Genomic DNA, 15331 nt, shown 5'->3' with positions numbered 1-15331 from the left:
AGCAATCGCTTGTAGAACAATAAAAACGCTAATAAAAAGTGATAAGGACCCCAGCAAAATGAATCCAATAGTGGTGATTGGTGCCGGCCCCATGGGGCTATGCAGTGTCAGACGGCTCGCCGAGCAAGGGCTGCCGGTGATCGGTTTAGAAGCTCACAATAACGTGGGTGGCCTCTGGGATATTGATAGCCCAACCAGCACCATGTATGAATCAGCGCATCTTATTTCATCCAAGCGGATGACTGAATTCAGTGATTTCCCGATGGCCGATGAGGTGGCCAGCTACCCTCGTCACGACCAGATGCGCCAGTATTTTCGTGACTATGCAGAGCATTTTCAGTTATATCAACACTATCGGTTTAACAGTCATGTTGAACGCATCGAGCCAACGGCAGATAAGCAATGGCTAGTTCATTATCGTGACGCACAGCAGCAACACCAGCAGTTAGTTGCCAGCCATGTACTCCTTGCCAATGGCACCTTACACCATCCCAACAAAGTGGCCTTTAAAGGTGAGTTTCACGGGCAGATGCTGCACAGCAGTGACTACCGTAGCGCCGATATTTTTGCGGGTAAACGGGTGCTTATAGTTGGTTGTGGAAACAGCGGGTGTGACATTGCCGTCGATGCCGTGCATCGCGCTGCCAGCGTTGATATGTCGGTGCGCCGCGGCTACTATTTTCTGCCCAAATTTGTGGCCGGTAAACCCATTGATACCCTCGGCGGCAAAATCAAGTTACCGCGGGCGCTGAAACAACGCCTCGATGGCTTGCTGATACGTTTACTCAGCGGCAAACCTAGTCATTATGGACTCCCCGATCCTGACTATAAAATGTACGAGTCTCATCCGGTGGTAAATACCCTGTTTCTGCATCATATTGGCCATGGTGATATTAAAGTACGCCCCGATATTCGCCAGCTCACGCCCAGCGGTGCGGATTTTGTCGATGGCCAACAGGCCGATTACGATCTGATCTTGCAAGCCACAGGTTACCAACTGCATTATCCCTTTATTGCAGCCGAACACTTGAATTGGCAAGGTCACGCACCGCAGCTGTATCTCAATATATTCAGTCCGCGCCATGCCAATCTGTTTGTGATGGGCATGGTCGAAGCTTCGGGGCTTGGCTGGCAAGGTCGTGATGAGCAAGCTCAATTAGTGGCGGCGGTGATTCGTCTGCAACAGGATAACCCCAGCGCTGCACAGAGTTTTTTCGACAAAGTACAGCAACATGCCAATCAGCGTATTGATGGCGGCATGAACTATTTGCAACTCGAGCGCATGGCTTATTACGTGCACAAAGAGAGCTACTTAAAAGCCCTAGCAACCGAGCGCCAAGCCCTCGCCTCTATGGCTGATAACCGCTCAAATCGCTAGGAGCACCTATGTCTGCGAGTTCGTTGTTGTTGCTAAATGGCATCCTTGCGTTGATGATGTTCGGCATTGCGTTGAGTCTTACCCCGGCCGATTTTAAGCGTGTTGCATTGCAACCGAAAGGCCCACTGGTAGGTCTGTTCGCGCAGTTTGTGTTGCTGCCACTGCTTACTTGGATCGGTATTTCATTGGTGCCCATGCCAGCTGGTATTGCCCTTGGCCTGTTACTGGTGGCTTGTTGTCCTGGCGGTAGTTTTTCTAACTTAATGACTTACTTAGCCCGTGGTAACGCGGCTATGTCGGTGAGCATGACAGGGCTCGCCAGCCTTGCCGCTGCGCTTCTCACTCCGCTAAATTTCATGTTCTATGCCAGCTTAAATCCGCACACCAACGCCTTGCTGCAAAGCATTGATGTTTCTACCGCAGACATGCTGCTGTTGGTACTGTTAGTGCTCGCCATTCCGTTGCTGCTAGGGCTCTGGTGCGGGCGACGCTTTCCTGCATTTGCGCAGCGCAGCGAAGGCTTGTTTCGAGTGATTTCGTTGCTGGCGTTATTTGGCTTTGCTGGAATTGCGCTGGCGGTAAACTGGCAAACCTTTATCACCGGCGCCAGCATTTTTCTCTTGGCCGTTATCATTCATAACGCAGTCGCACTCGCGATTGGCTGGTTTGCCGCCAGTGCGGTGCACTTAGCTCGCCCCGAAAAACGTGCGGTCACCCTTGAAGTTGGCCTCCAAAATTCAGGGCTTGGGCTGGGCATTATCTTCACTTATTTCGCCAACCAAACGGACATGGCGATCATCGCCGCCGGCTGGGGCTTATGGCATTTAATCTCAGGGCTATCGCTTACGCTGTTCTGGCAATATCGTGATCGCCGTAGGAGCGCAGCATGACTATTCTTATCACCGGCAGCGAAGGCTATCTCGGCCAAGCCCTGATCCAACGGCTATCCGAACATTCCATCATTGGCATCGATATTCGCCAACATGCTAGAGAATCTGCGGCTAATTATCAGTTTGTACCTATGGACATTCGGGATCCTGCCCTTACTAAGCTGATGCAACACCACCACATCAGTCATGTGATTCATCTGGCCAGCGTGATGCAAGCCAGTGCGGACCCTGCGCGAGATTACGATATTGATGTGAATGGCACCGCTAATGTCCTCCAAGCATGTTGCCAAGCCCACGTCAGCCATCTTACCATCACCAGTAGTGGCGCGGCCTACGGATACCATGCCGATAATCCCACGTGGCTATCTGAAACCGATGCCTTACGCGGCAATCCTAGTTTTGCCTACAGCCATCATAAACGTTTGATTGAAGAATTATTGGCAGAGTATCGGCAGCGCCAGCCGCAACTACAACAACTGGTACTGCGCCCCGGTACCGTGCTAGGCGCCAACACGGATAACCAAATCACTGCGCTCTTTAAAGCGAAACGGTTGCTAGCCATTCAAGGCTCACCGTCACCTTTTGTATTTATTTGGGATCAAGACGTGATTAATATCATCGCGCAGGGAGTGACTCGTAGCAGTACCGGCATATACAACCTCGCCGGCGATGGAGCAATGACCATTACCGAGATCGCCACAGCTCTGAACAAGCCTTTACTGACCTTGCCCGCCTGGTTATTGCGTGCGGCCCTGCATATCGGCCAACGCTTAAAGTTAACCCGGTACAGCGCCGAACAAGTAGATTTTCTGCGCTACCGACCGGTGTTAAGTAACCAAGCCCTTAAACAAGAGTTTGGCTATACGCCCGCGCTGAGCAGCCGCGCTACCTTTGACTATTTTATTCAGCATAATCTGCAGCAAAAACTACCGCGCTAACTAACGACAACGGGCCCAATGCAGGGGAATATCCTGCAGCCATTGTTGTAACATAGCGCGTTGTTCACGTTGCAATAGTTGATGATACCCAGCTAAATCGCCAGCACCAGCAAGCTGCTCCGCAAACACCTGCTGTTTGGCCGGATAAGCATGTGCTGTGGCATGCTCACAAAACCACGCTAACTCAGGCACCGCAATATGGCTAAAACCTTCTTGCTGCGCGATATGAAAGCCCTTGGCATCCAAATCGCCAAAGTAGCATAGCGGTTTAGTGCTGCTGCGCCAACGTTGCAACAATGCCGCCCGACCTTGGCTGTAAGCCACATCGCCGCGGTAAACCACTAACATGGGTGCAGGCGTAGACGGCAACTGAAATTGCTGCAACTGATAAAAGCAATCTAGATTCTCCACCACCACCAACGCAGCATAGTTATCGAGATCTAAGCTGCGTTGATCGACATCCAAGATCTCCTGCTGCCGGGCCATCAACACCCGCTGCGCCCGCGGCTTGCTGCGGACACTCTTATGTTCAGCTTGCCCTTGTTTGGCTTGGGCCAGACTGCTACCGCTAAGGTCCGTTCCAAGTGGCGCCAACTGTTGTTGCTGCAGGCGCGTGCTAATGCCCTTGAACAGCTCTTGGCTGTAGGCAAATTGCGGCTGCTGGGCCGCATGACTAGCAATCAGATCTTGCTCCACACACCATTCAAGCACAGCTTGGTCGGTAGCCCGCACGGTTCGCACCACTCTCAACTGGCGTTGCAATTGCGCCGCAATAGCTTGCAGTAACTTCCGCTCGCGGGGCTTTAAATCAGACATACGTAGGGCACCATCGACCTAAGCCGCCGCATGCGGCTGATAACGCACAGCAATATCAGCAATCAGATACAGATGGTTAAAACGACTGGCGGGCTGCTCTTGCCGATACAACTGAAATAACTGCTGCTCGTGACGAGGCAAACCGTTGTACTCGCCCAACACCTGAAATAACCACACCTCGGGTGGCCATGACAATTGTTGTTGCTGCAAGTAATCAAGCGCAGACAAGGGCTCAGCGTCATGGGCCTGGGTATCTTGGGCCCGCTCACAGACCGCAATAAAGTATTGCATCGCATCTTCTTTGAGCTGCTGCTGACGTGCCTCAACCGCTTGTTGCTTGGCATTCACCTCAATGCTATTGCTATTAGAACTGGCCGTATCCACTTTGGCTTTCAGCGCCAACTCTTTGTATAAGCTATGAATTAACGGCACCAAGGCCGGCTGCTGCTCGCGTTTATCCAGCGCTACCCCCGCACTTGCCAGCACCGGAGCGGCATGGTTCACCAATCTGGGCACCTGAGTACGGTAGGAATAATCGCCGATGGCAAAGCTTGGATGCTCGCGCAAAAAGCCCGCCATATTCACCACCAACAAGCTGCGTTCTTGCTGCTCTCGGAAGCGTGTCATCAGCTCAACTAAGCGTTTTTGAACTTCGAGCAAACTGCCATGGTGGGTGTTAATTTGTTGCTGCAGACGGCTCACCAACAGTTTACGCAGCCCCGGATGTCCCTCCGCCAGCTCAATAAACTCATCAAAATCAATCAGCGACAACCCTTCAATAAGACGCTTGATTTGCTCCTGAGCACGACCGTTTTCACGAATTTTATCGCTTAAATTGCTAACGAAACCAAAGTTACTGTTCAAGCGGTGCCATAAACTAAAAATGGCTTCTTCAAATTGCGAGGTTAAATCATAAACCGCCTCTTCTATACGCAGCGTCTGGCTATCAACACGTACGCCATCGCCCATACGCTGGGCCTCACGCATGCCTTCTACGTAACCACGAATCGCCACCAGTTTATCGGCCACACCGGCATCAATTTGCCGACGACTTTCGTCAGTCACCAAAGCCGCGACTAATTGCGTTACCGGATGTCGTAATTTAACTTCGGTGCTAGCGTCAGGTTGATACAGAATTCGCGCTGCTATCAAGCGCTTTAAACTGCGCTCGGATACTGCAGCCACGTCAATGCTACCGCGTAAATAACCCTGCATCAGTAGCTTCGCATGGTCGCCTATCAATTTGAGACGCTCTGCTCCTACCTCAAACAAACTACTCAGCAGCTGTGATTCGCGCTCTTGTCCAGCCATTAGAGTAACTCCACTTGGCTCTGACTTTCATCCAACGGAATGTTTTCTTCATCTTTAATAAAGCGCACCAAATCAAGCAAATAATCAATTTTACCAGTGACGGTAAAATACAACCGATTGGCATGAGGCTGCAGCAAATAACCATGCTCAACCAAGCGCTTAGCCACTTGCTTGGCTTGGGCATCTACCGCATCTGCATTCGAGTTAAAAAACTTATCATTTGCTAGGGCTTGAAGGCGCTGACGCAAACTTGGGTTGTCTTCAGTTTTCACCATCAACTCTTGCAATTTAATGGTATCGCCAGCCGTCAAAATCGCATCGCTACCCATGGCTTCTTGCACATAGGTTAACCACTCCAACAAGGGCAACATCGAACTCATCACCACACTGAGCTGTTGTTTTAAGTGCTCGCGTGCGGGTTCATCGATATCGCGATAGGCCAAGAAAAAGACGGTTTGTTCATCATTGGTGGCCACCCGGCGGTTCAGTGGGCGTAAATAATCATCCAAGCCTTCACGCACCTCGTCGCGCTGCAACTTGGTAAAGTAATCTTCGTTGGTGATTGCACAAATGTACTGCCCCGCTAACAAGGCTTCTAGTAAAGGTCCGTGTGGCATTAGGCGGTACCTCCTGTCACCTGATGAGCAGGCTGCAACTGCTGTAACTTTTTCGTAAGCTCAGACACGCGTGGTTTAATCCGCTTTAACTGGCCTTTGTTAGGTTGCTGCGCATGAGGTTCAATCAAATACCTATGCTTAAACAGCAACAACACATCACTTTCAGGGTTAGGAAAGGCCCCCACAATATCAATGTTGTTGTGATTACAGGCATCAAATAACTTTTCAACGTTGTGATATGCCAAGGTACCAATCTCATCGATCGGCCAATGAATGGTCACGTCCGCTTGCGGTGGTCGTAATAACCGCGTAAAGGCCAATAAGAACTTACATAAAATAAGATAGGCCATACCATGGCTCGACGAATCCGTTAATTGGCGATCATTACGAATCACCACCGGCTCACCGTTTTCTATCAGGTTTAATTGTAATTTCAATAAGCTTTCGATGGTGTATTCCTGATTCGCTTTCAGTAAATCAGCCACCTCAGTTAAATGTTCAATGTATTCCGCAGGTGGTAACAATTCGCCAGAACTATTCCACACCTTGTATTGATAGGTCATTTCTTTAAGCGGCTTCCAAAAGCTTAATTCATCAATAGTTGAACTGATTTTAACTTCGGCTTTATCAATACCATCTAAAGTTAGTTCATCAGTAACCGCTTGGGTTAAGCGCCGGCTGTAATCACTCACGCGTTTATGAATATCGTTAAACACGGTAAAGAATTCAAACAAGCCTTTACCGATGGTTCGACCTTGATCAATGGTTTGCTCTTGTTTGGCTTCCAGCACTTTTAACAATTCAGCTAAGGTAGTAACTTGCGCTTGTAGATCTGGGGCTTCACCCAACTGCCCTAACGATTGCTCAATAAAGCTCATAAATTGGCTATCGGCATCTTGGCGTAAATCACTTTCTAAGCGTGGAACGCGCTGTTCGAGATCTTTATCAAGCTTCTGCTTATCATCCAACAGCTGGTGAGCTCGCGCCACGTGTTCGCTAACATCGCCGGCATTAAAATCAGTATCAAGCGCAGCTATGGTTGCTACCGGCAAATCCGCCATGCGTTGCACCAAAGCCTGTAAATTCATCACCTGGCGCTCAATTTTCTCCAACTGCTCTTTCACTTCGTTGGCTTGGCGTTGCAGCAGTTGCTTCTGATCACGGTACTTATTTTCGTGCAGCTCTAACTCTGCGCTCACTTCCCGCAGTTGTTGTTTTGCACGTTGCTCAGCCGCCAACCATTGCGGCCTTAGGCCCTGCCAAGTGACCTGCATGAACTGCTGATACTTGGCAAAATGATCACGTTGAGCCTCGGTATCACGAATATGTTCGCTACGTTGTAAACGCTCCTGCTTTAGCTCGGCTAAGCGTTTCGGGTCCACCCCTTCGTCAGCCAGCTTGGCACTAAAGCTTCGCTCTAAGTCAGCCATTTGCTCAGCCGTTTGTGCCTTGGCGCGCTCGAGTTCGCTGCTTAAATCAGCCACGGCATCGTCAAGGATTTGCAACTGCTCCTGAAATTCCGCCGTTTGCTCCAGCGCCAGCGTTTGCTGCTCCGATTCCACCTCAGCTAGGGCCTGCGCTCGCTGCTCTTTAGTTTTCTGCAGTTGTTGCTGTAACTGCTCTAACCGCTGCCGCAGTTGCCCTTTACGCTCCTGCTCTAATTGGCGCTGGGTATGCAGTAAACGTTGCTTGTTGTCGCGGGCAAACTCCACATCTTGGGTACTACTGCGTAACTGCTGTTGCAACCTATCTAATTGTTGTTGCTGCAATTTCGCATGCTCAACTGCCTTCGCAAAAGCCTTTTCTGCTTCCTGCACCTGTTGCTGGGTGCGCTGCCACTGCTCGCTGGCTTGCTCGAGTTGCTCCTGCAAACGCTCGTCCGTACTAGCGTAATCAGGCAATTCAACGGCGCTTAAATCTAGCTGAATGCCATACAAACTGGTCTGCTCTTGGTGATTGACCTGTTGCGGCGCTAAATCAGTGCGCTGCAATAAAGGTTCGGCTAGTACTTTCCCCAAGCTCTGTTGCCAATCATCCACATGTTGGCCTAAAAACTGGCGGAGACTGCCAGGAGCCGGCGCCAACTGCTGTTGTAATTGTTCTACCCGACTCGCAGCTTGAGCACTGCGGCTACGCGCGTCACGCACATCTGCATCAGCGCGCTCGCGCTCACGCAACGCTACATTCAGCTGCTCCTGTTGCTTGGTCACTAACGTTTGCTGCTGATTCAGGCGTTCTTGCGCTTCATCTACCCGCGCTTCAGCTATTCGCATCGCCTCGTGCTCGTCGCTGTTAAGCATCGACAAACCCGCTTGAGCTTGCTTTGCCGCCAACTCGCTTTGCAGCGCTTCTAGCTGCGCCTCAAACTGTTCACGCACGCGTTGCAACTCTTGCTGCAACTGCAGACTCTGCTGCTTGGCGGCATCCAGTTGCGCTTGCATCAATTGCTCACGCAAACCCGCTTTAACTTGCATCTGCGCACGTAATTTTTGACTCTTATGCTCTAGCGCATCGCGCAATTTCAGTTTGTGGCTATTTAATTGCTGTTCCGCATCTTGGTGCTTTTCCATCAGCAAGTGATAATGCTGCTCTAATTCTTGCAGCTCGGCGCGGCGTTCAGGTAACAACTCCAGCTCACGCCCCAGCCGCTCTACATCTTGCTCGCGATAGTCATCATATTCGCGCTGGGCACTGCTCAAACGCTGTTCAGCTTGGTCCAAATCAGCTTGTGCATCACCTTGTTGTTGGCGTAATTGGCCCCGTACCTGCTCGTAATGAGCTTGCGCCTCTGCAAGTTCCCGCTTTAAAAGTTGTAACCGCTGTTCAGCATCTGCCTTCGCTATTTTTTGCTGACTAAAATCGCTCTCAATCACCTTTTTTAATTGCCATAATGCCGCCACATTATTATTGCGTTCGGCACTTACGCGCTCAATTTCAGCTAGACTCTTTTGCAAGCGTTCAACTTTCATGAACTGCTTCATATCACGCAGCCAGCTTTTAATTTTATCGCCCGTAAACGTATTGGCTGGGCGCTGATAGCCGTCTTCCTCTAATATGGCCGCCAGCATGCTTTTCAGCGTATCCATTTTGCCTTCTTTGGCATGCACCGCAGACACCAGTTTCTCAATATGGCGCAACCTATGATTATCTTGGGCTAGCGCATAACGCGCTGCTAATTGCCGATGTTTTAAACTCTCGCTACGCTGGCTACGGTCATTTTTAATATCGTTAAGAATAATATTGCGGTATTCCGTGGTGGTCGAGATCTTGGCCGACATATCAATCGATAGCCCACGCATAAAGTGCGCCCAATCTTGATATTCTTTTGCCACCACGCCATCGGTTTTTTCTAATAAATAATGCTGTGGATCATAGCCGGCATCCACAAAACGATAATCAATCCCATCGGCGCGCTTGGTTAAAACCACTTGCGCCAAACCATGGCGAGGTCGCTCGTATTCATAAATCACGTAACTATTTTTGTACGGCAAATAATACTTATCAAAACTTAGCCGAGTGCGCGGCACCACCCGATTAGGAAGCTCACCATAAAAAACCGGAATCATCCGCTGCAACGTGGTTTTACCCGATGCATTGCTACCACAAATATTGGTGTGGCCATCCAGTTCCAACTCCACCACACCCGGCAGATGCCCATTAATCATGATTATCTTTAACAGCTTCGCCATCTCGTTTCCGTCAATTATTATAGTTTTTAAGTAGGGAGTTAAAGCGGAGCTTTAGTAATCGTTGATAACTCGCTGTTTACATCAAAGATACGGCCACGCACGGATGGCACCCCAAATGACTTCAACCGGGCACTGTGCATCTCTAAATAAGCTTGCGCTGAGGCCTCGTCAGTAAAAGCATAAAGACCGCCCGCTTCACCATTAGCTTGGTTTTCTGTCCAGATCTTCCACAAAAAGCCTGGCTCTTGGGTAATAGATTCTGCTAACTGTTGCATCTGTGCCGCCATCTCAGCACCAAACGGCCCTGCATACGGAAAATCCACCTGCAATATCTTCATCACCAACCTCCACCTTTTATAGCAACAAACCTAGCCATTATTAAACCATGATACCGCCCTTACAACAATTCATTGAGGAACTTGCAGACCCACCTCCGTAGCTGGGTCCGTAGCTGGGGCCGCAAGTTCCTCACGGGTTAGTCAAACAGGCTGAGTTGGTTATCAGGTGGGGTGTTTTTGCGTGAGCGTGAGCCGGTCCGCGAGCGGCGCTCATTGAAGCCGCGGGCGGGGCGAAGGTCGTGTTCTTTGCGTAGCTGGCTCACGTCATTTTTAAGTTGTCGATGGGCCTGCTCAAAGTCGACTAATGGCAGCGGGTAATCGATGCCCTGCTGTTGTTTTAGATGCACCGGCATCAGCCAAGGCTCAAACAGCCACATCGCATCGATAGAACGCAGTTCCGGCACCCAGCGGCGCACGAACTGCCCTTGTGGATCAAGTTTTTGTGCCTGCATCACCGGGTTGTAAATGCGTAGAATCGAATTACTGGCGTGGCCACTTTGCATCTGCACCTGCGGAAAGTGAATCCCTGGCTCGTAGTCCACAAACAGTTGCGCTAACCACTCGGCCACCGGACGCCATGGTAACGACAGTGAATAGGTTGCCGCAGAAACCAACATGGCGCGCATCCGAAAGTTTATCCAGCCGTGCACATGCAAATAACGCATGCAGGCATCCACCATCGGCCAGCCGGTACGGCCATGCTGCCACGCAGCAAAACGCTCGGCATCAAAAGGCCGCGGCAACTTATCCGTAGCCGGCACCAACGCATGAAACTCAATTCGATGATTGCTTTCAAAGCGCTGAATAAAATAACAATGCCACCATAATCGTTGGCTAAAATCCGCTAGGCTTTTACGCCAATGCAAGGGCACGGTTTTGGCACGGCTGCTCTCGGTGGCTTGCACAATTTCTTTCAAACTCAAGCAGCCATAAGCTAAATAAGGGCTCAGTCGCGAGCAGCTTGAAACCGCCGTCAAAGGTGAACTTATCGAACCTCGATAACGCTCACTACGGCGTGTTAGAAAACTCTCCAATAATGCCAAACCCTCGCGGCGTCCACCTTGCTGGCGCGATCGCAACAGGTAAGCATCAGTGCCTAAATTGGTGGGCAGTAACTCAATCGCCAACGGCCGCAACGAGGTAGATTCCAACCACGCCGGCGGCACAAAAACGATGTGCTCGGGCAGGGTCTGCTGCGCTTGCTGCATCCAATCAAACCAATGCTCATGAAAGCTACCAACACGGTGCTGTACTGGCCGCACCACCCCAAACTGGGGATATTCATGCCAAGTTAGCTGGTGCCCACGACAAAACCGCCCTACTGCTTGGTCGCGCTTAAAGGTCCATAAATTACCGTGCTCTTGATGACTATGCAGGACAAACTGCGGCAGCACTTGATGTAACTCGCTTAGCGCCTCCAGCACATGCCCGTGAGCTAACCACAATTGCCCGCCCAGCGCCGCCAGCTGCTGCTGCAAATCCACCAAGGCATCACGCACAAACATCCACTGGCGGTTACTGGTATCAGAGAGCTGCCAATAATTCGGCTCAATCACATACAAAGCCAGCACCGGCCCAGCTTCAGCGGCTGCAGCCAACGCCGCATGGTCGACACAACGAAGGTCGCGTTTAAACCAAACCACCTGAACGCTTGCCGACATCTTCATACTGCGCGCGGCACCCAGATCGCATCATCCTGTGCCACCTCTCCAAACACCTGTAATCGATGCGGTGCGTGCACTTTCAAGCCAGCAACCCAAGCCGCACTGTAGGCGTCAACTTTATCGTGGGTGCTGCCAAAACTAATTTGCGGTAGCTGTTGCCACTCATTTTCTGTGGCTGGCCAACCGCTGTGCTGTGCAATGGCAGCCAATTGCTGCTCAGGCACACCCAGGGCGGTCTTATGCGGAGTTTGCGGGAGTAGTTGCCGAATCGTTGCCTGCGGAAAAACTTCAATCAACGGCGCCAGCTCTGCTAACTGTTCGGCCAACGCAAAACCAGCAAGCATCCACAATTGCATCACATGAGGCATGTTCGCAACGGGCTTTCGAGCGGCCAAGTGCTGCCGCGCTTTGTCCACAATAGCCCTAAACTCTGTGGCCGACGGTGTTTTGTAACAACGAATGCCAACGTCGGCTAACGCCTGTTCAGCCAACCGAAATGAGAGCTGCTCAGCGCGCGGGCGTAGCGGCGCATCGATACCAATACACGCAATCTGCAACTGGTAATGGTCACACACAGCATCGATATAAGCGCGCACTTGCTCGGCGTAACTTGCCGTATAGGCGTCATCAATAACGCGTCTGTTGCCCTGTCCAAACGGAGGTTGTACCGCCAACTGTCGTACCGGCAACGGCACCAACCGCGCCCCTTGCCACTGCGCAAAAACAATCGGAATACGCTTCTGTCGTGAACATGCCACATCCACGCCTACCACCACCGACGCCATCACATTTCTCCTGCCTAACCTTAAACTCTCATTACTGTCTATTCGGTGGTTTTAGATCATGATGAACTTCAAAGGTGACGGCGCCGCATAAACACGACCCTCTATGAGTTGCCATAGTCCTATCCTTTTTTGAGTTACGTTGAGTTAAATTGAGATAACAAACAACTACTCTACTCAAGAATAAGAATTCCGCCACCTTGGATTGGTTCGTTAACCTTTCGGAGTGGCTAACTTACGCTTGGCTAGCTGAGCGCCCAGTAAGCTTGTGCCAAAGCATTTTACGGGCATCAACCATGGCCATGCCAAACAGTAGCGCTGTGATCCAAAATGCTACTTCGGTGATCACCGCAGCAGCCGTTAGCGCAATAATGCCAATCGTTTCGTCGTCCCCTAAAAAGAAGATACTACCTAGCACCAACCATGACACCACAACGACCGACCACATAATGCTAAGTACTAATTTTTTGTTTTGTTTTAATGTCTGTAACATGTTTACTATCCTCGCTGAAAAAACTGATGTTAAATAAAGAATTCGTAAACTACAGACGGTGCCACCTCACAAAGCTTACAGATTTTTTTGTTGTAAGATTTTCTCAGCAGCAACGACTACTACTTAAAATCCGTCATCTACTAGGAACCATTCATTGTCTGAAGACCTCGTCAAAAGCTACTGGCCACGCATGGTACGCGCCGCGTCCGGCTATGAAGCCAACCCAGCCCTGCGAGATGAATTGGCCCAAGAAATGGCCTTTGCGGTTTGGCGTGGCTTAGCCCAATTTCAGGGCGAAAGCTCGGTTAATACCTACATTTACCGAATTATTCACAACGTTGCCGTAGATCATATTCGCCGCGCCAGTCGCCAACCGCAGACCGAACAACAGGATGACCTAGTGGCCGACCACCAGTGCCCAGAGCACCTCCTCACGCATGCCCAACAACATTCGCAATTACTCGCGGCGGTACAACAATTACCCATGAGTTTGCGTCAAGTGATGCTGTTAAAATTAGAGGACCTGAGTAATATCGAAATTGGTGAAACCTTAGGGCTAAGTGAGAGCAATGTGGGCGTTCGCCTGAATCGCGGCAAACAACAATTAACTGAACTAATGCGTAAAGGTTCCGTATGAAAGACCATGATTTAGATAATTTAACCTCACTCTGGCAGTCGACAACGCCAGCATTAAAGCTAGATATACAAGCGACTCAGCGTCGCTATCGACGCCATCGCTGGATCATGCGCTTTAATATCGTCATCGAAATTTTATCGCTGTTATTTGCCGCCGGCATCAGTGTTTGGGTGCTACTGAACGAGTCCGATTGGCTGCTCAGTGCCTGGGTTTTGATTTTAACCCTCTGGGGCTGGATCATCTTTTTCCCGGTTAATCTAAGCAGGTTACGCAGTTTTAAACTGATGAAAAGCAATTCCCTAAACGACTCTATGCGCGACCATATCAAATTGACCGAACAAGAAGTTTATCGCTGGCGTTTAAATCTACTCGGCACTTTTGTCCTTGCGGGCTTACTCATCGTGTTATTGGTAGCACAAATACTGCTGCGCTCTGAATTTGAAACCAGTGAGCTACTCCTCCATGGCGCCATTGTGGCTAGTCTGATGGTCCTTGCACTATGGTTTTATCGGCGTTTACAAGCTAGTAAACGCCTGTTAAAAGTGCTGTCGGAGTAATTAACAGACTATCGGTAATTGGCAGCACAGCCATGCAGCAACATCAGGACGGTTCCATGAAAATTTTACACACCTCAGATTGGCATCTTGGCCGGATCTTTAACCAGCAATCGCTGCTTGAAGATCAGGCCCACATCCTTCAACAAATCATTGCCTGCGCCGTTGCCGAGCAAGTTGATGTGGTGATTGTTGCCGGCGATGTCTATGACCGGGCGTTACCGCCAGCTGAGGCTGTCACCCTACTTGACCGTACCTTAAACACCCTGATCAGCGAGCATCAGATTCCGGTAGTGATGATTTCAGGGAATCACGATGCGGCGAAACGGCTTGGCTTTGGCGCGAATTTACTCAAACACAGCGGCTTGCATCTATTCACCTCCTTTGAGCAGTTACTCACACCCGTAACACTGACAACCGACACCGGCGAATTAGTCATTTGGGGAATACCTTATTGCGATCCTGAGCACGTGAATGACTTCTACGGGGTGAAGACAACGGATCATCAAAGCGCCCAAGAGCACGTCACCAACCTGCTTAAGCAACATCTTGCAGACCATCCTAACCAGCAAGCTACTCACGTTGTGGTAAGCCATAGCTTTATTGCCGGAGCAAGTGTGAGCGACTCAGAGCGCCCCCTCAGTATCGGTGGGGCCGAATGCGTTGATGCCAATCTGTTTAAAGATTTTCATTACACCGCCCTTGGCCACCTGCACCAAGCCCAGTATCGTGGCTACCAGCACGTGCGTTATAGCGGTTCGCCGTTAAAATATAGTTTTTCTGAAGTGAACCATAAGAAGAGCGTCACCTTGGTGAAATTTACTGCCGACCAGCAGGCAGATATCAGCCAATACCCACTGAAGCCGTTACGTGATGTACGCATTATCGAAGGCGCTTTTGCTGAGATTCTCGAGCAGGGCAAAAACGACCCCTATTACCAAGATTACGTACAAGTAAAACTCACTGACAAAGAAGCCCTGCTAGACCCCATGGCAAGGTTACGGCAGGTGTATCCCAATATTCTCGATCTCACCAAGCGAGTGCTAGAACGCAGCGACAGCGAGGTCGTCAAGGTGCACAGCAAAGAGCAACTGGCACGCACAGAGTTAGACATCATCGATGACTTTTTTCATGCCATGACCGACGACCATCTCAGTGCTGAACAACGCCAAGTACTGAACGATGTGGTGCAAGACGTGCTTAACAAACAGAAGGAACTGTAAC

At 50.3% G+C, this 15331-nt stretch carries 14 protein-coding genes; 6 read left to right on the top strand and 8 right to left on the bottom strand.

The features are described from left to right. Positions 1-58: 58 nt before the first annotated feature. From AB8S08_RS05200 to AB8S08_RS05190, 3 genes are read left to right on the top strand one after another with little or no spacing between them, the layout of a single operon-like run. Entirely contained in the window at positions 59-1378 is a 1320-nt protein-coding gene (locus tag AB8S08_RS05200) for a flavin-containing monooxygenase (protein ID WP_369743988.1), read from the top strand. An 8-nt stretch (positions 1379-1386) separates the two neighbouring features. After that, positions 1387-2268 (top strand): bile acid:sodium symporter family protein, encoded by an 882-nt coding sequence (locus AB8S08_RS05195; protein WP_369743986.1) that lies wholly within the window; start codon positions 1387-1389, stop codon positions 2266-2268. Continuing rightward, positions 2265-3206, top strand: a complete 942-nt coding sequence (locus AB8S08_RS05190) for an SDR family oxidoreductase (protein ID WP_369743984.1) — start codon at positions 2265-2267, stop codon at positions 3204-3206. The genes AB8S08_RS05195 and AB8S08_RS05190 overlap by 4 nt, the downstream gene beginning before the upstream one ends. Here the strand turns inward: AB8S08_RS05190 and AB8S08_RS05185 are convergent, their stop codons facing one another. From AB8S08_RS05185 to AB8S08_RS05150, 8 genes are all read right to left on the bottom strand, one after another. Then, positions 3207-4022 carry a Wadjet anti-phage system protein JetD domain-containing protein gene (locus tag AB8S08_RS05185; RefSeq protein WP_369743983.1) on the bottom strand — a complete coding sequence of 272 codons (816 nt, stop codon included), beginning with the start codon at positions 4020-4022 and terminating at the stop codon, positions 3207-3209. It lies immediately after the preceding gene. Between the two features lie 18 nt (positions 4023-4040). Continuing rightward, entirely contained in the window at positions 4041-5333 is a 1293-nt protein-coding gene (locus tag AB8S08_RS05180) for a hypothetical protein (RefSeq protein WP_369743981.1), read from the bottom strand. Beyond that, the gene (locus AB8S08_RS05175) at positions 5333-5950 is read right to left on the bottom strand and encodes a hypothetical protein (RefSeq protein WP_110076927.1); all 618 of its coding nucleotides are present in this window, start codon (positions 5948-5950) and stop codon (positions 5333-5335) included. The genes AB8S08_RS05180 and AB8S08_RS05175 overlap by 1 nt, the downstream gene beginning before the upstream one ends. Then, complete coding sequence (locus AB8S08_RS05170) at positions 5950-9639, bottom strand: ATP-binding protein (protein WP_369743979.1); 3690 nt, start codon at positions 9637-9639, stop codon at positions 5950-5952. The genes AB8S08_RS05175 and AB8S08_RS05170 overlap by 1 nt, the downstream gene beginning before the upstream one ends. Positions 9640-9677: 38 nt before the next feature. Further along, a complete protein-coding gene (locus AB8S08_RS05165; RefSeq protein ID WP_153827304.1) occupies positions 9678-9977 on the bottom strand; it encodes a monooxygenase in 300 nt (99 codons plus the stop codon). 137 nt (positions 9978-10114) lie between these two features. Then, positions 10115-11638, bottom strand: coding sequence for an FAD-binding domain-containing protein (locus AB8S08_RS05160; RefSeq protein WP_369743978.1), 1524 nt, complete (start codon positions 11636-11638; stop codon positions 10115-10117). Positions 11639-11640: 2 nt separating this feature from the next. Then, entirely contained in the window at positions 11641-12426 is a 786-nt protein-coding gene (locus tag AB8S08_RS05155) for a DUF429 domain-containing protein (protein WP_369743976.1), read from the bottom strand. Between the two features lie 232 nt (positions 12427-12658). Next, positions 12659-12916 (bottom strand): hypothetical protein, encoded by a 258-nt coding sequence (locus AB8S08_RS05150; RefSeq protein WP_369743975.1) that lies wholly within the window; start codon positions 12914-12916, stop codon positions 12659-12661. 154 nt (positions 12917-13070) lie between these two features. Between AB8S08_RS05150 and AB8S08_RS05145 the strand changes: the two genes are divergently transcribed. The 3 genes from AB8S08_RS05145 to AB8S08_RS05135 are packed head-to-tail and all read left to right on the top strand — an operon-like array spanning position 13071 to position 15330. After that, the gene (locus tag AB8S08_RS05145) at positions 13071-13553 is read left to right on the top strand and encodes an RNA polymerase sigma factor (RefSeq protein ID WP_369743974.1); all 483 of its coding nucleotides are present in this window, start codon (positions 13071-13073) and stop codon (positions 13551-13553) included. Next, the gene (locus AB8S08_RS05140; RefSeq protein ID WP_369743972.1) at positions 13550-14110 is read left to right on the top strand and encodes a hypothetical protein; all 561 of its coding nucleotides are present in this window, start codon (positions 13550-13552) and stop codon (positions 14108-14110) included. Before AB8S08_RS05145 ends, AB8S08_RS05140 begins: the two co-directional genes overlap by 4 nt. A gap of 56 nt (positions 14111-14166) precedes the next feature. Next, positions 14167-15330: an exonuclease SbcCD subunit D gene (locus tag AB8S08_RS05135; RefSeq protein ID WP_369743971.1), complete on the top strand. Its 1164-nt coding sequence runs from the start codon at positions 14167-14169 to the stop codon at positions 15328-15330. Position 15331: the final 1 nt, after the last annotated feature.

Source organism: Pseudidiomarina sp. PP-1MA (assembly GCF_041200125.1).
GTDB lineage: Bacteria > Pseudomonadota > Gammaproteobacteria > Enterobacterales > Alteromonadaceae > Pseudidiomarina > Pseudidiomarina fusca.
Note: the sequence above shows the minus strand (reverse complement) of the source record. Positions and strands in the feature narration are given on the sequence as shown.

Excerpts from the sequence above, each read along its gene's own strand:
- AB8S08_RS05200 (WP_369743988.1), top strand. The coding sequence starts at position 59 with ATGAATCCAATAGTGGTGATTGGTGCCGGCCCCATGGGGCTATGCAGT.
- AB8S08_RS05195 (WP_369743986.1), top strand. The coding sequence starts at position 1,387 with ATGTCTGCGAGTTCGTTGTTGTTGCTAAATGGCATCCTTGCGTTGATG.
- AB8S08_RS05190 (WP_369743984.1), top strand. The coding sequence starts at position 2,265 with ATGACTATTCTTATCACCGGCAGCGAAGGCTATCTCGGCCAAGCCCTG.
- AB8S08_RS05185 (WP_369743983.1), bottom strand. The coding sequence starts at position 4,022 with ATGTCTGATTTAAAGCCCCGCGAGCGGAAGTTACTGCAAGCTATTGCG.
- AB8S08_RS05180 (WP_369743981.1), bottom strand. The coding sequence starts at position 5,333 with ATGGCTGGACAAGAGCGCGAATCACAGCTGCTGAGTAGTTTGTTTGAG.
- AB8S08_RS05175 (WP_110076927.1), bottom strand. The coding sequence starts at position 5,950 with ATGCCACACGGACCTTTACTAGAAGCCTTGTTAGCGGGGCAGTACATT.
- AB8S08_RS05170 (WP_369743979.1), bottom strand. The coding sequence starts at position 9,639 with ATGGCGAAGCTGTTAAAGATAATCATGATTAATGGGCATCTGCCGGGT.
- AB8S08_RS05165 (WP_153827304.1), bottom strand. The coding sequence starts at position 9,977 with ATGAAGATATTGCAGGTGGATTTTCCGTATGCAGGGCCGTTTGGTGCT.
- AB8S08_RS05160 (WP_369743978.1), bottom strand. The coding sequence starts at position 11,638 with ATGTCGGCAAGCGTTCAGGTGGTTTGGTTTAAACGCGACCTTCGTTGT.
- AB8S08_RS05155 (WP_369743976.1), bottom strand. The coding sequence starts at position 12,426 with ATGGCGTCGGTGGTGGTAGGCGTGGATGTGGCATGTTCACGACAGAAG.
- AB8S08_RS05150 (WP_369743975.1), bottom strand. The coding sequence starts at position 12,916 with ATGTTACAGACATTAAAACAAAACAAAAAATTAGTACTTAGCATTATG.
- AB8S08_RS05140 (WP_369743972.1), top strand. The coding sequence starts at position 13,550 with ATGAAAGACCATGATTTAGATAATTTAACCTCACTCTGGCAGTCGACA.
- AB8S08_RS05135 (WP_369743971.1), top strand. The coding sequence starts at position 14,167 with ATGAAAATTTTACACACCTCAGATTGGCATCTTGGCCGGATCTTTAAC.